Source organism: Streptococcus mitis (genome assembly GCF_047460035.1).
In the GTDB taxonomy this organism is placed as follows: domain Bacteria; phylum Bacillota; class Bacilli; order Lactobacillales; family Streptococcaceae; genus Streptococcus; species Streptococcus mitis_DW.
The window spans coordinates 89620-108958 of the sequence record NZ_JASHHB010000004.1 but is presented as its reverse complement, the minus strand read 5'-3'; the positions used below and the strand labels follow the sequence as shown (position 1 = coordinate 108958).

General features: G+C 42.8%; 20 protein-coding genes and 1 riboswitch. Of the genes, 3 read left to right on the top strand and 17 right to left on the bottom strand.

Features of this window, described 5'->3' with window-relative positions:
- Nucleotides 1-14: 14 nt before the first annotated feature.
- The 11 genes from QM956_RS04825 to QM956_RS04775 form a co-directional block, all read right to left on the bottom strand.
- On the bottom strand, nucleotides 15-1382 hold the full coding sequence (locus QM956_RS04825) for an acetyl-CoA carboxylase biotin carboxylase subunit (RefSeq protein WP_261020332.1): 1368 nt from the start codon (nucleotides 1380-1382) through the stop codon (nucleotides 15-17).
- Nucleotides 1383-1393: 11 nt separating this feature from the next.
- On the bottom strand, nucleotides 1394-1816 hold the full coding sequence (gene fabZ, locus QM956_RS04820) for a 3-hydroxyacyl-ACP dehydratase FabZ (protein WP_000565515.1): 423 nt from the start codon (nucleotides 1814-1816) through the stop codon (nucleotides 1394-1396).
- Complete coding sequence (gene accB / locus QM956_RS04815) at nucleotides 1813-2298, bottom strand: acetyl-CoA carboxylase biotin carboxyl carrier protein (RefSeq protein WP_261020331.1); 486 nt, start codon at nucleotides 2296-2298, stop codon at nucleotides 1813-1815. Before accB ends, fabZ begins: the two co-directional genes overlap by 4 nt.
- Before the next feature lie 2 nt (nucleotides 2299-2300).
- On the bottom strand, nucleotides 2301-3536 hold the full coding sequence (gene fabF, locus QM956_RS04810) for a beta-ketoacyl-ACP synthase II (protein ID WP_261020330.1): 1236 nt from the start codon (nucleotides 3534-3536) through the stop codon (nucleotides 2301-2303).
- Nucleotides 3537-3557: 21 nt separating this feature from the next.
- Nucleotides 3558-4289 carry a 3-oxoacyl-[acyl-carrier-protein] reductase gene (fabG, locus tag QM956_RS04805; RefSeq protein ID WP_049487031.1) on the bottom strand — a complete coding sequence of 244 codons (732 nt, stop codon included), beginning with the start codon at nucleotides 4287-4289 and terminating at the stop codon, nucleotides 3558-3560.
- Nucleotides 4290-4329: 40 nt separating this feature from the next.
- Nucleotides 4330-5253, bottom strand: coding sequence for an ACP S-malonyltransferase (gene fabD, locus QM956_RS04800; RefSeq protein ID WP_261020329.1), 924 nt, complete (start codon nucleotides 5251-5253; stop codon nucleotides 4330-4332).
- Nucleotides 5246-6220 carry an enoyl-[acyl-carrier-protein] reductase FabK gene (gene fabK, locus QM956_RS04795; protein ID WP_033684213.1) on the bottom strand — a complete coding sequence of 325 codons (975 nt, stop codon included), beginning with the start codon at nucleotides 6218-6220 and terminating at the stop codon, nucleotides 5246-5248. The genes fabD and fabK overlap by 8 nt, the downstream gene beginning before the upstream one ends.
- A gap of 116 nt (nucleotides 6221-6336) precedes the next feature.
- Nucleotides 6337-6561 (bottom strand): acyl carrier protein, encoded by a 225-nt coding sequence (locus QM956_RS04790; RefSeq protein WP_000257838.1) that lies wholly within the window; start codon nucleotides 6559-6561, stop codon nucleotides 6337-6339.
- Between the two features lie 58 nt (nucleotides 6562-6619).
- Nucleotides 6620-7594: a beta-ketoacyl-ACP synthase III gene (locus QM956_RS04785; RefSeq protein WP_261020328.1), complete on the bottom strand. Its 975-nt coding sequence runs from the start codon at nucleotides 7592-7594 to the stop codon at nucleotides 6620-6622.
- Nucleotides 7594-8028 carry a fatty acid biosynthesis transcriptional regulator FabT gene (fabT, locus tag QM956_RS04780; RefSeq protein WP_000386351.1) on the bottom strand — a complete coding sequence of 145 codons (435 nt, stop codon included), beginning with the start codon at nucleotides 8026-8028 and terminating at the stop codon, nucleotides 7594-7596. Before fabT ends, QM956_RS04785 begins: the two co-directional genes overlap by 1 nt.
- A gap of 93 nt (nucleotides 8029-8121) precedes the next feature.
- Nucleotides 8122-8907 carry an enoyl-CoA hydratase gene (locus QM956_RS04775; protein WP_261020327.1) on the bottom strand — a complete coding sequence of 262 codons (786 nt, stop codon included), beginning with the start codon at nucleotides 8905-8907 and terminating at the stop codon, nucleotides 8122-8124.
- A 315-nt stretch (nucleotides 8908-9222) separates the two neighbouring features.
- Here QM956_RS04775 and QM956_RS04770 point away from each other — a divergent pair, with 315 nt between their 5' ends.
- The 3 genes from QM956_RS04770 (at nucleotide 9223) to serS (ending at nucleotide 12449) form a co-directional block, all read left to right on the top strand.
- Nucleotides 9223-10587, top strand: coding sequence for an aspartate kinase (locus QM956_RS04770; RefSeq protein WP_261020326.1), 1365 nt, complete (start codon nucleotides 9223-9225; stop codon nucleotides 10585-10587).
- 2 nt (nucleotides 10588-10589) lie between these two features.
- A complete protein-coding gene (locus QM956_RS04765; protein WP_000079350.1) occupies nucleotides 10590-10961 on the top strand; it encodes a DUF956 family protein in 372 nt (123 codons plus the stop codon).
- A gap of 213 nt (nucleotides 10962-11174) precedes the next feature.
- On the top strand, nucleotides 11175-12449 hold the full coding sequence (gene serS / locus QM956_RS04760) for a serine--tRNA ligase (RefSeq protein ID WP_084929918.1): 1275 nt from the start codon (nucleotides 11175-11177) through the stop codon (nucleotides 12447-12449).
- Nucleotides 12450-12472: 23 nt separating this feature from the next.
- On the opposite strand, the gene QM956_RS04755 is transcribed toward serS, so the two are convergent.
- From QM956_RS04755 to zapA, 6 genes are all read right to left on the bottom strand, one after another.
- Nucleotides 12473-13372 carry a TDT family transporter gene (locus QM956_RS04755; RefSeq protein WP_045612224.1) on the bottom strand — a complete coding sequence of 300 codons (900 nt, stop codon included), beginning with the start codon at nucleotides 13370-13372 and terminating at the stop codon, nucleotides 12473-12475.
- Nucleotides 13373-13481: 109 nt separating this feature from the next.
- The gene (locus QM956_RS04750) at nucleotides 13482-14030 is read right to left on the bottom strand and encodes a carboxymuconolactone decarboxylase family protein (protein ID WP_000206768.1); all 549 of its coding nucleotides are present in this window, start codon (nucleotides 14028-14030) and stop codon (nucleotides 13482-13484) included.
- Between the two features lie 131 nt (nucleotides 14031-14161).
- Nucleotides 14162-15484, bottom strand: a complete 1323-nt coding sequence (locus QM956_RS04745; protein WP_261009125.1) for an alanine/glycine:cation symporter family protein — start codon at nucleotides 15482-15484, stop codon at nucleotides 14162-14164.
- A gap of 90 nt (nucleotides 15485-15574) precedes the next feature.
- Nucleotides 15575-15663, bottom strand: a riboswitch (glycine riboswitch).
- A 164-nt stretch (nucleotides 15664-15827) separates the two neighbouring features.
- Nucleotides 15828-18164: an endonuclease MutS2 gene (locus tag QM956_RS04740; RefSeq protein ID WP_414302280.1), complete on the bottom strand. Its 2337-nt coding sequence runs from the start codon at nucleotides 18162-18164 to the stop codon at nucleotides 15828-15830.
- A 254-nt stretch (nucleotides 18165-18418) separates the two neighbouring features.
- Complete coding sequence (locus tag QM956_RS04735; protein ID WP_261050213.1) at nucleotides 18419-18967, bottom strand: CvpA family protein; 549 nt, start codon at nucleotides 18965-18967, stop codon at nucleotides 18419-18421.
- Nucleotides 18964-19266: a cell division protein ZapA gene (gene zapA / locus QM956_RS04730; RefSeq protein ID WP_000002022.1), complete on the bottom strand. Its 303-nt coding sequence runs from the start codon at nucleotides 19264-19266 to the stop codon at nucleotides 18964-18966. Before zapA ends, QM956_RS04735 begins: the two co-directional genes overlap by 4 nt.
- Nucleotides 19267-19339 lie beyond the last annotated feature (73 nt).

Genomic DNA, 19339 nt, shown 5'->3' with positions numbered 1-19339 from the left:
CTCTTGAAGTCATTTTATTCTTTTTCTTGATATTTGGGTAAGAAGGTTTCCATCAAGAAGGAAGTATCGTAATCTCCAGCAATGACATTGCGATCTGAAATGAGATCAAGCTGGAAATCTGCATTGGTCTGCACCCCTTCAATTTCTAATTCATAGAGGGCACGTTGCATTTTCATCAAGGCATCAAAACGATTTTCGCCGTGAACGATGATTTTAGCAATCATACTATCATAATAAGGCGGAATGGTATAGCCTGGATAAACTGCTGAATCCACGCGCAAGCCGACTCCTCCACTTGGGAGATAGAGATTGGTAATCTTACCTGGACTTGGAGCAAAGTTGAAGGCTGGATTTTCTGCATTGATACGACACTCGATAGCATGACCACGTAGGACAATATCTTCTTGCTTAACAGACAGAGGCTGACCTGCCGCAATGCGAATCTGTTCCTTAACGATATCCACACCTGAAACAAACTCAGTTACCGGATGTTCCACCTGAACACGAGTATTCATTTCCATGAAATAAAAATTACCGCTGGCTTCATCAAGAAGAAACTCAATGGTCCCTGCATTTTCATAGCCAACAGACTCTGCAGCTCGAACAGCCGCAGAACCAATTTCATTGCGTAGCGTTTTCCCAATTGCAATCGAAGGACTTTCTTCCAAAACCTTTTGGTTATTCCGTTGTAGAGAACAATCCCGTTCCCCCAAGTGAATCACATTTCCGTGTTCATCTCCTAGGATTTGAACCTCAATGTGACGAGCTGGATAGATAACCCGTTCTATGTACATGGCACCATTGCCATAATTGGCCTTGGCTTCACTAGAGGCAGTCTCAAAGGCTGAAACGAGGTCTTCTGGTTTTTCAACCTTACGAATCCCTTTACCACCACCACCTGCTGAAGCCTTGAGCATAACAGGATAGCCAATTTTTTCAGCAACAATCAAGGCTTCCTCAGAGTTATGCACTTCTCCATCCGAACCTGGAATGACAGGCACACCTGCTTTGATCATCTGAGCACGTGCATTGATTTTATCCCCCATCATATCCATGACATGACCAGATGGACCGATAAACTTGATTCCTACTTCTTCACACATGGTTGCAAATTTGGAATTTTCACTGAGAAATCCAAAACCTGGGTGAATGGCTTCTGCCTCAGTCAAGACTGCAGCTGATAGAACCGCATTAATGTTAAGATAAGACTCCGTTGCCTTACCAGGGCCAATACAAACCGCCTCATCTGCTAAAAGCGTATGGAGGGCTTCCTTATCAGCAGTTGAATAAACCGCTACCGTCGCAATGCCCAATTCACGCGCCGCACGGATAATACGAACCGCAATTTCACCACGATTGGCAATTAAAATTTTTCGAAACATGGAGAACCTCCTTAGTTTCCAATTGCAAAGGTAAGAGTACCACTGGCTGCAAGCTTACCATCCACTTCAGCCTTTGCTTCAACCACGGCAATGGTACCACGACGTTTTACAAAAGTCGCCGTCATAACCAATTGGTCTCCTGGTACAACTTGCTTCTTGAACTTAACCTTGTCCATACCAGCGTAGAAGACTAGTTTCCCTTTATTTTCAGGCTTAGACAACTCCAAAACACCCGCTGTTTGCGCCAAAGCTTCCATGATCAGAACACCTGGCATAACTGGATATTGAGGAAAATGGCCGTTAAAGAAGGGCTCGTTGATGGTCACATTTTTGATGGCAACAATGGTATCCTCGCTCACTTCCAAGACACGGTCCACTAGGAGCATGGGATAACGGTGGGGTAGAGCTTCTTTGATTCCTTGAATATCGATCATTTGATACGTACCAATCCTTTACCAAACTCAACCATTTCTTCGTTAGAAACGAGAATTTCCGTTACCACACCATCCTTAGGTGCAGGAATTTCATTCATGACTTTCATGGCTTCGATAATCACCAATGTTTGGCCTTTTTTGACACTATCACCAACTGAAACGAAGGCAGGTTTATCTGGTCCAGCAGCCAAGTAAGCCACCCCAACAAGTGGGCTCTCTACGACATCTCCCTCAGCAGTCACACTTGTTTCAGCTGGAGCTGGAACTTCTTCTGCTACAGTCTCTGCTGGAGCAGATGTAGGAGCTACTGGACTTGGTGTTGCTAGAACAGGCGCTGGAGCGGCTTGAGCTGCAACTTCAGGCATCAGTCTAGCTTCATTCTTGCTAAACTGCAATTCATCCGTCCCATTTTTATAAGAAAATTCTCTCAAACTTGACTGATCAAATTGAGCCATCAAGTCTTTAATATCTTTTAAATTCATACTTATTTATTCTCCCAACGTTTGAAAGCAAGAACGGCATTGTGGCCACCAAAACCAAAGGTATTTGAAATAGCGTATGGAATTTCTTGCTCCAAGCCTTGTCCATAAACGACATTGGCTTCGATATAATCTGATACTTCACTTGTTCCAGCTGTCATTGGTACAAAGTTGTGACGCATGGCTTCGATTGTGACGATAGCTTCTACTGCACCTGCAGCACCCAGCAAATGTCCTGTGAATGATTTGGTTGATGATACAGGTACTTCCTTACCAAGAACAGCTACGATAGCACCACTTTCTCCTTTTTCATTAGCAGGAGTTGAGGTTCCGTGAGCATTGACATAGGCTACTTGCTCTGGAGAAATCTCTGCTTCTTCCAAGGCTAGTTTGATGGCCTTGATAGCTCCCTGACCTTCTGGATGTGGTGAAGTCATGTGGTAGGCATCACAAGTATTTCCGTAACCAACCACTTCAGCCAGGATAGTAGCACCACGTTTTTCAGCGTGTTCCAGACTTTCAAGAACCAACATCCCTGAACCTTCTCCCATAACAAAACCGTTACGGTCCTTATCAAATGGGATAGAAGCACGACTTGGATCCTCTGTAGTAGAGAGAGCTGTTAGGGCTTGGAAACCAGCAATAGCAAAAGGTGTGATAGAGGCTTCTGAACCACCTACCAACATAACATCTTGGAAACCAAACTTAATCGAGCGGAAGGCATCCCCAATAGCGTCATTTGATGAAGCGCAGGCAGTATTGATAGATTTACAAACACCGTTTGCTCCAAAACGCATAGCAACATTTCCTGAAGCCATATTTGGCAAGGCTTTTGGAAGAGTCAATGGTTTCACACGTTTTGGTCCTTTATCATGGAGGCGAAGCACTTGATCTTCAATTTCCTTAATTCCACCAATACCAGAGGCCACGATAACACCAAAACGATCTTTATCAAGAGCCTCTACATCCAAATTGGCATGATTGACAGCTTCTTGGGCTGCATACAAGGCATACAAAGAGTAGTTATCAAAACGGTTGGTATCTTTCTTAACAAAGTATTTATCAAAAGGAAAATCTTGAATTTCTGCTGCATTATGCACATCAAAGTCACTATGATCAAATTTTGTAATTGGACCAATTCCGATTTTTCCACTTGTCAAACTATTCCAAAATTCTTCTGGTGTATTTCCGATTGGAGATGTCACTCCATAACCTGTTACTACTACACGATTTAGTTTCATCTTTTTCACCTCTAGCTTCTGCTACATACTGAGGCCGCCATCAATGGCAACCACTTGACCAGTTAGATAATCTTGGCCTGCTAAAAATACTGTTAAATCTGCAACCTGCTCTGCTTGACCAAATTCTTTCATAGGAATTTGCGCCAGCATGGCATCTTTTACCTTGTCCGATAGAACAGCTGTCATATCGGACTCAATCATTCCAGGTGCAATAGCATTAACCCTGATATTGCGATTGGCCACTTCACGCGCCACAGACTTGGTAAAACCAATCAAACCAGCCTTGGAAGCAGCATAGTTAGCTTGACCAATATTTCCCATCAAACCAACAACACTAGACATATTAATGATAGCACCTTCTCGGGCTTTCATCATCGGTTTCAAGACTGATTGTGTCATGTTAAAAGCCCCAGTCAGGTTAACCTTGAGAACTTTTTCAAAATCCGCTTCTGTCATCTTGAGCATCAGGGTATCTTGAGTAATCCCTGCATTGTTAACCAAAACATCTACTGAACCCAGCTCTGCAATAGCTTGCTCAACCATACGCTTAGCGTCTGCAAAATCTGATACATCTCCTGAAATAGGAACCACCTTGACACCATAGTTTGAAAACTCGGCTAGCAAGTCCTCTGAGATTGTCCCACGACTGTTTAAGACGATATTGGCTCCTGCTTGAGCAAACTTGTGGGCAATGGCAAGACCAATTCCACGACTCGAACCTGTAATAAAGATATTTTTATTTTTTAGTTGCATTCTTTTCTCCTGTTTCCTCTTGTATTTATGGGAGAAGGGATTACTTGTTTTCTAGCAAGGCTTCTAAACTAGCCTGATCTTCAACAGTGGCTAGTTTAGCTGTCTTATCAATTTTTTTGACAAAGCCTGACAAGACTTTCCCCGGTCCAATCTCGATAAAGTTGGTTACGCCTGCTTCTTGCATAACTGCAATACTTTCATAGAAACGAACTGGCTCCTTGACCTGACGCGTCAAGAGTTGAGCAATGTCTTCTTTTTGCATAACTGCAGCTTCTGTATTGCCAACTAGAGGACAAGTAAAATCTGAAAAACTTACCCGAGCTAGAGTTTCAGCTAGCTTCTGGCTAGCAGGCTCAAGGAGAGCGGTATGAAAAGGACCTGAAACCTTGAGAGGAATCAAGCGTTTAGCTCCAGCTTCTTGCAAGAGTTCAACAGCTCGATCAACTGCAACCACTTCTCCACCAATCACAATTTGTGCAGGTGTATTATAGTTGGCTGGGGTAACTACTCCAAGTTCAGAAGCTTTTTGACAGGCTTCTTCAATGACCTCTACTGGCGTATTGAGAACTGCCACCATCTTGCCAGATCCAGCAGGAGCTGCTTCTTCCATATAGGCTCCACGCTTAGCAACCAAGGCAACCGCATCTTCAAAATCCAAGGCGCCACTAGCCACCAAGGCAGAATATTCTCCAAGAGACAAACCAGCAACCATATCGGGCTGATAGCCCTTCTCTTGCAATAAACGGTAGATAGCAACTGAAGTCGCTAAAATGGCTGGTTGCGTATAGCGGGTCTGATTAAGTTTTTCTGCTTCTGTATCGATGAGATGACGCAAATCATAACCAAGCACTTGACTGGCTTGATCAATCGTTTCTTTGACAATTGGATACTGATCATAGAGATCCCGTCCCATCCCTAGATACTGGGCACCTTGACCAGCAAATAAAAAGGCTGTTTTAGTCATTTCTTACAACTCCTGCCCAACGAGAGGCTTCTTCTTGAATTTTTTTAGCTGCTCCGTAGTATAAATCTTTTAGGATTTCTTCAACAGTTTCTTCTTTGGAAACAAGCCCCGCAATTTGACCTGCCATGACAGATCCGCCATCCACATCTCCGTGAACAACTGCTTTGGCTAGGGCACCTGCTCCCATTTGTTCAAAAATTTCCAAATCTGGATTTTCTTGTTTAAAGGCATCTTTCTCAGCTTGTTCAAAATCACGAGTCAACTGATTTTTAATCGCACGAACAGCATGTCCAAAGTGTTGAGCTGAAATCGTAGTATCAATATCTCTAGCTTTTAAAATTTTCGCCTTATAATTTGGATGGGCATTAGACTCTTTTGCAACGACAAAACGAGTTCCAACCTGAACAGCTTCTGCCCCTAGCATAAAGCCAGCTGCAGCACCTTCACCATCCGCAATCCCTCCTGCAGCAATGACAGGAATAGATACAGCTGCGGCTACCTGGCGCACCAAGGTCATGGTTGTTAATTTACCAATATGCCCCCCAGCTTCCATTCCTTCTGCAATAACAGCGTCCGCACCAATTTTTTCCATGCGTTTAGCTAGGGCAACACTAGGTACAACTGGAATGACTGTAATCCCAGCAGCATGAAAGCGTTCCATGTACTTGCTTGGATTTCCTGCGCCTGTTGTAACAACTTTAACACCTTCCTCGATGACGAGATCTACAATATCTTCCACAAAGGGAGACAAGAGCATGATGTTGACACCAAAGGGTTTATCCGTCAATGATTTGATCTTATCAATATTAGCCTTGACAACTTCTTTAGGGGCATTTCCCCCACCGATAATCCCTAGCCCTCCAGCCTTGGAAACAGCCCCTGCCAAATCACCATCAGCAACCCAGGCCATTCCTCCTTGGAAAATAGGATAATCAATGTTCAATAATTCTGTAATACGCGTTTTCATAGTGCCTCCATCATTTCTTGCTTACGTAATAGTTCGATACCGTCATAATTTGAAAATCAAACTATTGCCTAAACAAGAGGGAGCGGGTTTCCCTACTCCTTCTATTTATATTCTGCTTATTTTGTTTGCTCTTCAACGTAGGCAACCAAGTCACCAACTGTTTTCAAGTCATCTTCTGCTTCGATTTGGATATCAAAAGCATCTTCAATTTCTGAGATTACTTGGAACAAGTCCAATGAATCTGCGTCCAAGTCATCAAAAGTTGATTCAAGTGTTACTTCTGATGCGTCTTTTCCAAGTTCTTCAACGATAATTTCTTGTACTTTTTCAAATACTGCCATGATAGGACTCCTTTAAAATAAATAGTTTTTTATAACAATGTGTTCACCACATGATTACCTAAATTGTAAGAATGAGCGTGCCCCAGGTCAAGCCTCCACCGAAGCCTGATAAAAGAACAGTCTGGCTACCATCTAAATGGATGAGACCTTGTTCTACACACTCTGAAAGTAAAATCGGGATACTGGCTGCACTGGTATTGCCATACTCCATCATATTGGCTGGAAGTTTAGCTCGGTCGACACCGATTTTTCTAGCCATCTTATCCAAGATACGGTCATTGGCCTGATGAAGTAGCAGATAATCCAAGTCTGTCGCCTCTATAGGGGACTCATCAATAGTCTGTTTGATAGACTTGGCCACATCTCGAATAGCAAAATCAAAGACCGCGCGCCCATCCATCTTCAAAAATGAATCTGCATTTTCTTGATCTGAAAATGGAGAATGCAAGCCTGAATGTCCATAGGTCAGACACTCACTACGACTCCCATCACTATTGAGACTCTCAGCCAAGAAATGCTCTCGCTCGCTAGCTTCTAGCAAAACTCCGCCAGCACCATCTCCAAACAATACAGCTGTTGATCGGTCTGACCAATCGACTGCCTTAGAGAGGGTTTCACTACCAAGCACCAAACCTTTTTGAAAGCGACCAGAAGCGATAAACTTTTCAGCAGTTGACAAGGCAAATACAAATCCACTACAAGCAGCTGTTAGGTCAAAAGCAAAAGCTTTTTTTGCACCAATATTGGCTTGGACACGAGCAGCTGTAGAGGGCATCATCGAATCTGGAGTAATAGTGGCTAGAATGATAAAATCCAGCTCTTCTCCTGTGATTCCAGCTTTTTCCATCAGTTTCTTAGCAACCTCTGTAGCCAAATCACTAGTAGATTCTGTTCTTGAAATATGCCTTTGTCGTATTCCCGTCCGACTTGAAATCCACTCATCATTGGTATCCATAATCTGGGCCAAATCATGATTTGTAACCACTTGCTCTGGCACATAATGAGCAACCTGGCTTATTTTTGCAAAAGCCATTATCTCAAATCCTCCAAAAATTGATAAAGATTAGTCAGGCCTTTGCTCATAACCTCAATTTCTTGCTTACTCATACCATCGATGATTTTTTCAACCATGGCCTTGTGGAAGCGTTTATGTAGCCTATGAACCAAGCGACCTTTCTTTGTCAAATGCAGATGCACCACACGTCTATCATGTTCTGAACGAATGCGTTCAATGTAACCCTTGCGTTCGAGATTATTCAAACTAGTCGTAACTGTCCCAAGAGTCACCATCAACTCTTTTGACACTTGACTTGGTGTCACATCTGGGAATTTCCCAATCACATCAATCGTATGCATTTCTTTGATGGAGATATCTTTGAAACGACTACCCCTCAAGCTAACTTCCTCGATAACGAGGACATTGTTAAATATAGATGTTAAATATTCATTAATTCGTTGGTAGTCCAATCTTTCCTTCCCTCCTTTTCAAAAAAACTTTTAGAATCAAAACATTTGACAAGAGAATTATATCAAACTTCAAAGAATGGTGCAAGTATTTTTTTATTTTCCAGTAAATTTCGGTCGTCTTCTTTCCGAATGAGCCCGAACTCCCTCTTTGAAATCCTCTGTTTTCGCTAGTGACTCCTGAAGGTTCAGTTCTAAAGTAGCATAATCTTGCCAATCTTTAAATTGGCTTTCCCAAACCAACTTCTTGATGGCAGCATAGGAATTGCTTGAACCACGTCTTAATTTTTTAAGAAGCTGTTCTCTGGTTTTTTCTAACTTATCAGCTTCAGAAATGCGGTAAACCAGGCCCCACTCTAGAGCTTTTTCTGCTGTCAAAGCCTCTCCTGTCATGGCTAATTGAGCAGCACGTGTCACACCAATACTGCGACTCAAGAGATGAATTCCTCCCGCATCTGGAGCCAAGCCAACTCCAACAAAGGCTTGGATAAATTTAGCCTTATCCGTAGCAATGCAGAAATCTGCCGCAACAGCCATATTTGCTGCGGCGCCTGCAACAGCCCCGTCAACTTCCATCAAGACAGGTTTAGCAATTTGCTTGATTTTATAAGAAATAGTATTGACCAATTCTGCGATTTTTGTCAATGATGGAATATCATCCTCATCGACTGCTCGCTTCATCTCAACCAAATCTCCCCCAACTGAAAAGACTTTGCCATTCGCGTTGATTAAGACAAAATGCACAGCCGGATCCTCTTCTGCCAAAGTCAGAGCTTCTAAAATCTCCTCACACATAGGGATATGAAAACCATTCGCTACCTCAGGACGATTTAACGTAAGTATTGCCAAATCCTCTTCAAGCTGATAAATAATGTGTTCCATCGGGACTCCTTTTTATTTTATAAGCAGTTTATACTCTTCGAAAATCAAATTCAAACCACGTCAGCTTCGCCTTGCCGTACTCAAGTACTGTCTACGGCTAGCTTCCTAGTTTGCTCTTTGATTTTCATTGAGTATTAAATTATTTTATTTTCAAAGTATATCTTTTTTAAAATCAGAAAGCAAGAAAAAATCAACTGAAAGTGTCTCAGCCGATTAGAAAGTCTCGCCTTGTCCTAGAAAGCATCTTATTTTCTTCATTGAAAAAAGGCTTTCTTTCTGCTATAATCGTATAAAATACTTACTTTAGGAGTTCTTATGAAAGTTGTTAAATTTGGAGGTAGCTCTCTTGCCTCTGCTAGTCAATTAGAAAAAGTTTTAAACATCGTAAAAAGCGATTCTGAGCGCCGTTTTGTAGTTGTTTCTGCACCTGGGAAACGCAATGCTGAAGATACTAAGGTTACGGATGCCTTGATTAAATACTATCGCGACTATGTTGCTGGTAACGATATTAGCAAGAGTCAAAACTGGATTATCGACCGCTATGCTGCGATGGTTAGTGAACTAGGTCTTAAACCAGCTGTGCTAGAAAAAATTTCTAAAAGTATTCGTGCCTTGGCCTCTCTTCCTATTGAAGAAAACGAATTTCTCTACGATACTTTCCTAGCAGCCGGTGAAAATAACAATGCTAAATTGATTGCTGCCTACTTTAATCAAAACGGGATCGATGCACGCTATGTGCACCCTAGAGAAGCTGGTATTGTGGTCACAAGTGAACCTGGTCACGCTCGCATCATTCCATCAAGTTATGACAAGATTGAGGAATTGACAAATACAAATGAAGTTCTTGTCATTCCTGGTTTCTTTGGTGTTACCAAGGAAAATCAGATCTGTACCTTCTCACGTGGAGGATCAGACATTACAGGTTCTATCATTGCTGCCGGTGTTAAGGCAGACCTCTATGAAAACTTTACGGATGTTGATGGTATCTTTGCAGCCCACCCTGGTATTATCCACCAACCACACTCAATCCCTGAGCTGACCTACCGTGAAATGCGTGAGTTGGCCTATGCAGGATTCTCAGTCCTTCATGATGAAGCTCTTCTACCTGCCTACCGTGGAAAAATTCCTCTAGTTATCAAGAATACCAACAATCCTGACCATCCAGGTACTCGTATTGTTTTAAAACACAGTAGTGATGAATTCCCAGTTGTGGGAATTGCTGGTGATTCTGGCTTTGTCAGCATCAACATGTCTAAATACCTCATGAACCGTGAGGTGGGATTTGGACGCAAGGTTCTGCAAATCCTTGAAGATCTTAACATCGGTTGGGAACATATGCCAACAGGTATCGACGATCTTTCAATCATCCTCCGTTCTCGCGAACTAACTCCTATCAAGGAAGAAGAAATCCTTCGTCAGTTGGTTCAAAAGGCTGAAGTAGACCATGCAGAAATCGAACACGACCTTTCTATCATTATGATTGTTGGTGAAAAGATGAAGAGCCATATCGGAGTAACTGCTACTGCGACACGCGCTCTATCTGAAAACAAGATCAACATCCAGATGATGTCGCAAGGTTCTAGTGAAGTTTCTATTATGTTCGTTGTCAATAAAGACCAAGAGAAAGCAGCAATCAAAGCCCTCTACAATGCCTTTTTCGGTGAAAGTAAGGAAGACTAAGCATGGCTCAATCACTTAACAAAACAGTGCTTCTCAATACGACAGGCACGTCTTATCTCTCTATAGCTGGGAAAGTTGGAAAATTTCTTGTTGGGGATCAGGCTCTGGAATTTTATCCAGATGTCAATGTTGAACAATTTATCCAGATTCCTTGGAGCCATATTAACCAGATTGGAGCCAATGTTACTGGTCGCAAAATCAGTCGCCACTTCGAAGTCTTTACAGACAGAGGAAAATTCCTCTTTGCCTCAAAAGACTCGGGTGCCATTCTTAAAATTGCACGCGAAAAACTGGGCAATGACAAGGTCGTCAAACTTCCGACCCTGATTCAGACAATTAGCCAAAAATTTAAAAATCTATTTGCAAAAAAGTAGAAACTTTAGTATAATCATAACAACGGATAAGTAGGTTATCTTCTTCTTTCAGAAAGTCTGCGGGTGCTGCGAGCAGATAGGAGGGATAGGTGAAATTCTACCGTTAGTAACAATTACATACACAATCAAGTGCACACCTGTGAAGTTGGATGGAACCGTGGCCCTGCCACTCCAACGCTTTGTCAGGTGTGCTTTTTTCACAAAGGAGTTCTTATGTTAGATATCAAACGTATTCGTACAGACTTTGATGCTGTCGCAGAAAAATTGGCTACACGTGGTGTAGATGCTGCTGTCTTGAATGAGATGAAAGAAATCGATGCTAAACGTCGTGACATCTTAGTCAAGGTTGAAACTCTCAAAGCAGAACGTAACACAGTTTCTGCTGAGATTGCCCAAGCTAAGCGCAACAAGGAAAATGCAGATGACAAGATTGCTGCCATGCAAAATCTATCTGCTAAGGTTAAAGCCTTGGATGCTGAATTGGCAGAAATCGATGCTAAATTGACAGAATTTACCACTACTCTTCCAAATATTCCAGCTGATAGCGTTCCTGTTGGGGCTGACGAAGATGACAATGTGGAAGTTCGCCGTTGGGGTACTCCACGCGAGTTCGACTTCGAGCCAAAAACTCACTGGGACCTTGGTGAAGACCTTGGTATTCTTGACTGGGAACGCGGTGGTAAGGTAACAGGTGCTCGCTTCCTCTTCTATAAAGGCCTTGGAGCTCGCCTAGAACGTGCTATCTACAACTTTATGCTAGATGAACACGGAAAAGAAGGCTACACTGAAGTCATCACGCCTTACATAGTTAACCACGACTCTATGTTTGGGACTGGTCAATATCCAAAATTCAAGGAAGATACTTTTGAACTCAGCGACAGCAATTATGTCCTTATTCCTACAGCTGAGGTTCCTCTAACAAACTACTACCGTGATGAAATCCTTGACGGTAAAGACCTGCCAATCTACTTCACTGCTATGAGTCCTTCATTCCGTTCTGAGGCTGGTTCAGCTGGTCGTGATACTCGTGGCTTGATTCGTTTGCACCAATTCCACAAGGTTGAAATGGTCAAATTTGCCAAGCCAGAAGAATCTTACGAAGAATTGGAAAAAATGACAGCCAACGCTGAAAATATCCTTCAAAAACTTAACCTTCCATACCGTGTCGTTGCTCTCTCTACTGGAGATATGGGCTTCTCAGCTGCTAAAACTTATGACTTGGAAGTTTGGATTCCAGCACAAAATACCTACCGTGAAATTTCAAGCTGTTCAAACACAGAAGATTTCCAAGCCCGTCGTGCCCAAATCCGTTACCGTGATGAAGCAGATGGCAAGGTGAAATTGCTCCATACCTTGAACGGTTCTGGACTTGCAGTTGGACGTACAGTGGCTGCTATTCTTGAAAACTACCAAAATGCAGATGGTTCTGTGACCATCCCAGAAGTTCTTCGTCCATACATGGGTGGCGCTGAAGTTATCAAACCATAAAAATAAGGCCTAGCTATTTCTAGCTAGACCTTTTTTCGTAACCAAATTAGATAAGCACCTAATACAAAGAATAAAATAGTGAGGCATATAATAGTTTCAGCCAGTACCAAATAATCCAAAAATGGAAGTTTCAAGATTCCCTGAGCCATCTTGAGCGAAGTAGCTGTGATAATGGTCGGGAAGGTGAGGGCTGAAAAGGCTGGTTGAAAGCCTTGTTTTAAAATATTGGGCAGGCGAGTCAAAACAAAGAAAAAGAAGGATTGAGAAAGCAAGATCATGACAATCAAGACCCAGGTTTGTAGGCTGGCTCCTCCAACCCGAACCAGAGAAGCCAAGAGTAGAGAGAAAGGAGCACAGTAGATTCCTTCTTGCCCAAGCAAGGCTAGTGGGAGCGGATGTTTCTTTAAATCGCTATAAATAAGGGGATAGAGATAGAAGGTTAGGAGAAAACCAAAACTCAAGGTCGCATAGGCAATTTCGATGATACCTACAAGAGGATAGGTCAAGGCTGCTACTGCTATCCCCACATAGAGAACCGTCCAGCTAGGAGTCGCATGAACCCTCCGCCCCGGATAGGCAAATTTAATGGTGAAACCAGCAATCAAGAACAAATCCAAGAGAAATGAAAACCACCAAAGTCCTTGCGCTACCAAAGGGAAATGAGGGAAGACTCGAAAGACATAAGTCGATAAAATCATCCCAGCCATGGGAAAGGTCGCCATTCCTGACAAAAGAGGAGGCTTGGTCAATTCTTGCTTTGTTTCTTTCCAATTAAAGAGATGAAGAAGCAGAAAAAAGAGCCACAAAACCAAACCTGTCAGACTCAATAGATAGGACAGAACCGGCAACGTATCTAAAATAAGATTTCCAGCTCCTGCCAAACCTAGCAAACAACCAGAAAATACCAAAGGGAGTTTTTTCATCCTAACCTCCAATAATCATGTTAGTTTCAGTATAGCATAAAAGCGCTTAAATGAGGACTTAAAAAAAAGAAGTCCGATTATTTCAGACTTCATTTTACTCAGATATGAATTAGGCATAAGGTTGCAATTCTGGATTAATTGGGGTATTAGCTAGGTTGTTGGCATAGTTACAGAGGCTTGCTAGGCTGACACCAAGAACCACATCCAAAGCATTTTGTTGGGTGTATCCAGCTTCTAGAAACTCAGCCAAGGCTTCATCTCCTACACGACCCTTGGTATTGATAACTGCCAAGGTAAACTTAGCTAGGGTGTCCAATTTAGGATCTGTTTCAATTGGAGTACGATTGCGAAGGGCTTGCAGAAGGTCATCGTTCATCTGGATTTGTTTGATTGAAAAGGCTGTGTGACCTGCGACACAGAAGGCACAACCATTGGTCACGGCTGCCGTGATCTGCACCACTTCACGCTCAACGGGTGTCAGGCTGTTGCGACGATTGATAGCTCCGACAGTTCTGTAGGCTTCTAAGGCAGTTGGTGCATTTGCCAAGAGGCCGATTAGGTTGGGAATATAACCATTGTTATCTTTTTCTACTGTTTCAAGAACTTCTTTCACTTCTGCTGGTGCTGATTCGACTGTATGGATAGTAAATGTTGTCATCATAAGACCTCTTTTCATTTTGTTGAAACCTAGTCTATCACAGATTCTATACCGTGTATAATATATATTTTAAATTGCACCGATAGAAATTTTTTATGAAAGAAAAAAATCACACGCGATGTGTGATTTCATTATTTATTAAAATACTTTTTAGTTTCAGCAATAACGACCGGCGACAAGACTAAGAGGGCAATCAAGTTTGGCAGAGCCATCAAGGCATTGACAATATCTGCGATAATCCAAACCATATCCAACTCGATAAATCCTCCCAACAGAACCATGAGCACAAAGACCACACGGTAGAGCCAGATAAAGCGAACCCCAAAGAGAAACTCAAAACAACGTTCTCCGTAATAGTTCCAACCTAGAATCGTTGTAAAGGCAAAGAGCACAAGGAAGATGGTCAAAAGGGCAGGTCCAAAGTTTGAAAAGACTGTTGAGAAGGCTGACTGAGTCAAGGCAACCCCATTTAAGTCGCCACTCCAAACACCAGTTACCAAGATGGTTAAACCAGTCAAGGTACAGATAATAAGGGTATCAATAAAGGTTCCTGTCATGGAAATCAATCCTTGCTCCACTGGTTCATTTGTCTTAGCCGCAGCCGCTGCAATGGGAGCAGAACCCAGACCAGATTCGTTTGAGAACACGCCACGCGCTACACCATTTTGAATAGCCATCCGAATGCTAGCACCGGCAAATCCACCTACCGCAGCAACAGGACTAAATGCTGATGTCAAGATTAAAGCGATTGTGGCAGGGATTTTCCCAATATTAAAGAAAATAACTGTAAGAGTTCCCAAAATATAGATGATGGCCATAAAAGGAACAACAGTAGTTGAAACCTTTGAAATGGACTTGAGACCACCAAAGACTGCAATTGCTACAAATACAGACAACACAAGAGCTGTGATGGCTGGCGAAATAGTTGTTGTATTTTGGATAGATTCTGTAATCGAGTTGACTTGAGTGAAGGTTCCTATTCCCAACAAAGCTACTAGAACACCTGCTAGGGCAAAGAAGATGGCAAGTGGTCGCCACTTTTCTCCCATCCCTAGAAGGATATAGTGCATCGGACCTCCCGCTACTGCACCATGGTCGTCCTTGGTGCGGTATTTAATGGCTAATAATCCTTCCGCATACTTAGTTGCCATTCCAAAGAAAGCAGCCATCCACATCCAAAAGAGGGCTCCTGGGCCACCGACCTTGATAGCCGTCGCCACCCCGATAATATTTCCCGTACCAACTGTCGCTGCGAGTGCTGTACACAAGGCCGCAAAACTGGATACATCGCCATGCCCCTTGTCCTTAGTAAAAATAAGCTGGAAGGCCTTTGGCAGACGCAAAATCTGCAAAAGTCCTAGACGGGCAGTTAGGTAAATCCCTGTCCCAACCAATAAAATCAAGAGGGGTGGACCCCAAGCAAAAGCATCAATTGATTTAAGCAATTCTAACATTCTATTCTCCTATCTTTTCAACCCCAAAAGAAAGAGCACATGCAAGATACATGTACTCTGGAATGCTTAGATAAATGCTAAAAAGCTGTCTATCCTAGCTCTGTCCTTTTACCTGAGAGTTTGAGCAGTTGCCTGCCTTGCCCCTTCGGTGCCTTTACGGTCTCTCCAGAGTTCCGTCCATTTACAGTCATGGAAAATCAAACGATTCTCCACTTCTATTAAACTTCATTCGGTGTTGGTATTTAATTGATTCTTATTTTACAAAAAATGTTGGCTTTTGTCAATGTGTTTATTAGTAAAAATTAGTTCAACAGTTTTTACTTTATAAATTCCGAAATATTTCTTATCCTTTAAAGGTGACAATAGTTGCCCCGCTACCTCCAGCATTTTGTGGGGCATAGCCGAAACTCTTGACATGTTTGTTTCTTTGTAGGTATTTAGTGACACCTTCACGGATGACACCTGTGCCGATACCATGGATGATATCAACTTGCGCCATATTATTAAGCAGGGCTTGGTCGATGAAGGCATCTAGCTCATTCATGGCTTCTTCATAACGTTTACCTCGAAGATCCAGTCTTGCTTGTGGACCACGACCAGAGGTCCGTTTCACGACATTGACTTGTTTCTTCTTGACTGGCTTTTCTTGTTGGGCTTGAACGAGGTCAAACTCTTTCTCTTCCAAGGTCATCTTGATTAAACCGACTTGGGCTTCCCAGCGACCATCCTTAAGCTGACTTGTCAAGGTACCACGCTGTCCATAACTGAGAACCACAATATCATCTCCCACCTTTGGAGCTCGTTTTTTCTTGGCCTTTTGAAGGACCTTGTTTTTAGACAAATCTACTTTTTCAGGAGCCAATTTTTTTAACTTAGATTTGGCTTCAATGATTTCATGAGGTTTTAGTTGAGATTTACTGTGGAGATTTTTGAGAATCTGATCACTTTCACTGAGGGCCATGTCCACAATCTCAGCAGCCTGTTCACGCGCCTTGTTGAGCTCGGTTTCCTTTTCACGATTAAGCTCGTTGTAGAGCTTTTTGAGAGCACGGTTCATCTTGAGATTTTCTTGCTCCACCTCACGGATATTGTCCAAGCGTTTACGACTCTCTAGCGTCTGCTCTTCCAGTTGTTCAATGATTCGGTTGACATCATTGTCCTGATCAACCTGCTGACTGGCATCCCCTACGATAACTTCAGATAGGCCTAGACGTTTGGCAATTTCAAAGGCATTGCTTCGGCCAGGAACGCCCTGCATAAAGCGATAAGTCGGGCGAAGAGTCGCAGTATCAAACTCCATGCTGGCATTTTGCACAAAGGCTGTCTCGATACCATAGGCCTTGAGTTCGGGATAGTGGGTGGTCGCCATGGTCTTGACTTGACGCAGGCGAAGGTCCTCCAGAATAGCCATGGCAAGAGCGGCTCCTTCTTGAGGATCTGTACCAGCACCCAACTCGTCCAAGAGTAAGAGGGAATGTTGGTTGACCTTTCCAAGAATATCCACGATATTGGTCATGTGGCTAGAGAAGGTAGACAAGCTCTGCTCAATAGATTGCTCATCGCCAATATCGGCAAAGATTTCTTCAAAAATACCAACACGACTTCCCTTGTCTGCTAAAATCGGCAACCCTGACTGAGCCATAACCTGCGTCAAGCCCAGGGTTTTGAGCATGATGGTCTTACCACCAGTATTGGGACCTGTGATAACAATGGCTGTTAAATCTTGACCAAAATGGACATCATTTGCGACGGCATTTTTGACCAAAGGATGGCAGACATGGAGCAGTTGAATCTCCTGATTTTCTGACAGCTGAGGAACGACTGCTTGCCTTTCTTGGATAAAGCGGACCTTGGCACGAATCAAGTCTAGATGGCCGATAATCCAAGCATCATTGGCAATTTCAGCCGCATGAGGGCGAACACGCTCAGAAATTTCTTGGAGAATTCGAAGCATTTCATAGCGCTCATCTGCTCGCAGACTAGCAATTTCTTCGCTCAGTTTGACCACCTCACGGGGTTCGATGTAGACGGTATTTCCACTAGCAGAAATATCATGAACGACACCTGCAATCTTATTGCGGTAGGTGTTTTTGACTGGTAAAACCTGACGGCCATTTCTGCTAGCAACAATCCCTTCTGTCAACATCTGCGATTTTTGCTTGAGCAAGTCTTGTAAGACATCGCGGGCCTGACTCTCGCTATCATGGATTTTTCGACGGATTCGCGTCAATTCTTCACTGGCAAAATTTTCAATGAAACCTGCATCATTAAAGGCCTGAAGATTTCCTTGTAATTGAGGAAAATCGTGTAATTTCTCAAACCAGAGGGTTAATTCTGTCAAGCTGACATTTTCCAGATTGGCATAAAAACTTTGCAGCTCTCGGCTAGACAGAAGCACGCGCTTCAAGAGTAGGAACTCCTCGATATTGAGGTCCGCTCCCATCTCCAACCGCTTGCAGACTCCTGCAATTTCCTTAGTTGCGAGAATGGTGAAATGCGGTTGCTCGACGAAAAGAGCCTGCATTTCCTTCATCTCAGCAAAAGCCTGTTTGATTTTATCTGCTTTGGCAGTCGGAGTAAGCTGTCTCAATTGCTCCAAGCCCTGCTCGGTCAACAAATGGGGTTCAAACAAGGCCTTAACCTTATTGAACTCTAATGTTTCTAGTATTTTTTTGTTCATCTTTATTTCCTTGTCTTTGAATGTCTAGGTGTATTGTACTCAATGAAAATCAAAAAGCAAACTAGGAAGCTAGCCACAGGTTGCTCAAAGCACTGCTTTGAGGTTGTAGATAGAACTGACGAAGTCAGTAACCATATCTACGGCAAGGCGAAGCTGATGTAGTTTGAAGAGATTTTCGAAGAGTATTAGCTTTTTACATTCTGATAGATTCTAGTCAATCTGTAAACAAAGGGCTAGGAAAACTCCTGCCCTTTTTATCCGATTAAATTTGTCACCCAGATTTGTTTGAGCCAACTAGTTGTTACTGGTATGCTCTGGATGATATGTTTTGCGACGATACTCTTTTCAAGAGGATTTTGTATAGCTGCCATGGGAATGGTAGCTAGTATAGTTAAGGCCATTTGCAAGACAAATAAGGTCACCAACATGGACAAGATCCCTGCTGAAACTTGGAACAACTTGCCACCCAGTTTTTTACTAGGAAGTAAGTGTAACAAGAGACCAAGTAAACGACCGATGCTATAGACAATCCCAAATACAAGCAAGTAGCCAATACCTGCGTAAAAGACCTTATCCAACTGGAAGAGTTGATCCGATGGGAAAAAGAAAGTCCCCTGACCTTCCTGCGGATTTGCATAAGGGAGCAATAAATGGAATTGCTCTCCCAGCCTCTTGTAAAACTGGCCAGCCACAAAAGCAGATGCCATGGCTGAAATCAGGTAATAAACCTGTAAGAGAAGGCCTCTCCGATAGCCGATATAGAATCCCCAAGCCAAGACCAATAGAAGAAGGAGTGAAATCATAAGGAATCCTCAATCTTGCTCTGCTCTTGCTTACAAGTCACAAGCTTGTGACGGAGTTCTTCTAACTCTTGCTCCTTATCGTCAAATTCAATCTCACGGCTGAGTTGAGTTGACAAACAGTTGACTGCCAACAAAAGAGCGATTGTTTCATCGTCTGCACTTGGCATTTGTTCTTTAATTGCTTGGTATTTTTCTGTCGCAACCTTAGCGATTTCCTCCATAAAAAGGTTATCATGCTCGGTTGTCAAGGTTAAGGATTTTTTCCCGAATGTAAATTTGAATCGATTTAGATTTGCCATAAAATTCACCTCACGATATTATACCAAAATTCGCTAATTTTGTCAGTTTTTACAAATTTGCCTGCTTTTATGG

What these genes read in the sequence shown, in the direction of transcription:
- QM956_RS04825 (WP_261020332.1), bottom strand. Translation starts at nt 1,382, where the DNA reads ATGTTTCGAAAAATTTTAATTGCCAATCGTGGTGAAATTGCGGTTCGT.
- fabZ (WP_000565515.1), bottom strand. Translation starts at nt 1,816, where the DNA reads ATGATCGATATTCAAGGAATCAAAGAAGCTCTACCCCACCGTTATCCC.
- accB (WP_261020331.1), bottom strand. Translation starts at nt 2,298, where the DNA reads ATGAATTTAAAAGATATTAAAGACTTGATGGCTCAATTTGATCAGTCA.
- fabF (WP_261020330.1), bottom strand. Translation starts at nt 3,536, where the DNA reads ATGAAACTAAATCGTGTAGTAGTAACAGGTTATGGAGTGACATCTCCA.
- fabG (WP_049487031.1), bottom strand. Translation starts at nt 4,289, where the DNA reads ATGCAACTAAAAAATAAAAATATCTTTATTACAGGTTCGAGTCGTGGA.
- fabD (WP_261020329.1), bottom strand. Translation starts at nt 5,253, where the DNA reads ATGACTAAAACAGCCTTTTTATTTGCTGGTCAAGGTGCCCAGTATCTA.
- fabK (WP_033684213.1), bottom strand. Translation starts at nt 6,220, where the DNA reads ATGAAAACGCGTATTACAGAATTATTGAACATTGATTATCCTATTTTC.
- QM956_RS04790 (WP_000257838.1), bottom strand. Translation starts at nt 6,561, where the DNA reads ATGGCAGTATTTGAAAAAGTACAAGAAATTATCGTTGAAGAACTTGGA.
- QM956_RS04785 (WP_261020328.1), bottom strand. Translation starts at nt 7,594, where the DNA reads ATGGCTTTTGCAAAAATAAGCCAGGTTGCTCATTATGTGCCAGAGCAA.
- QM956_RS04775 (WP_261020327.1), bottom strand. Translation starts at nt 8,907, where the DNA reads ATGGAACACATTATTTATCAGCTTGAAGAGGATTTGGCAATACTTACG.
- QM956_RS04770 (WP_261020326.1), top strand. Translation starts at nt 9,223, where the DNA reads ATGAAAGTTGTTAAATTTGGAGGTAGCTCTCTTGCCTCTGCTAGTCAA.
- QM956_RS04765 (WP_000079350.1), top strand. Translation starts at nt 10,590, where the DNA reads ATGGCTCAATCACTTAACAAAACAGTGCTTCTCAATACGACAGGCACG.
- serS (WP_084929918.1), top strand. Translation starts at nt 11,175, where the DNA reads ATGTTAGATATCAAACGTATTCGTACAGACTTTGATGCTGTCGCAGAA.
- QM956_RS04755 (WP_045612224.1), bottom strand. Translation starts at nt 13,372, where the DNA reads ATGAAAAAACTCCCTTTGGTATTTTCTGGTTGTTTGCTAGGTTTGGCA.
- QM956_RS04750 (WP_000206768.1), bottom strand. Translation starts at nt 14,030, where the DNA reads ATGACAACATTTACTATCCATACAGTCGAATCAGCACCAGCAGAAGTG.
- QM956_RS04745 (WP_261009125.1), bottom strand. Translation starts at nt 15,484, where the DNA reads ATGTTAGAATTGCTTAAATCAATTGATGCTTTTGCTTGGGGTCCACCC.
- QM956_RS04740 (WP_414302280.1), bottom strand. Translation starts at nt 18,164, where the DNA reads ATGAACAAAAAAATACTAGAAACATTAGAGTTCAATAAGGTTAAGGCC.
- QM956_RS04735 (WP_261050213.1), bottom strand. Translation starts at nt 18,967, where the DNA reads ATGATTTCACTCCTTCTTCTATTGGTCTTGGCTTGGGGATTCTATATC.
- zapA (WP_000002022.1), bottom strand. Translation starts at nt 19,266, where the DNA reads ATGGCAAATCTAAATCGATTCAAATTTACATTCGGGAAAAAATCCTTA.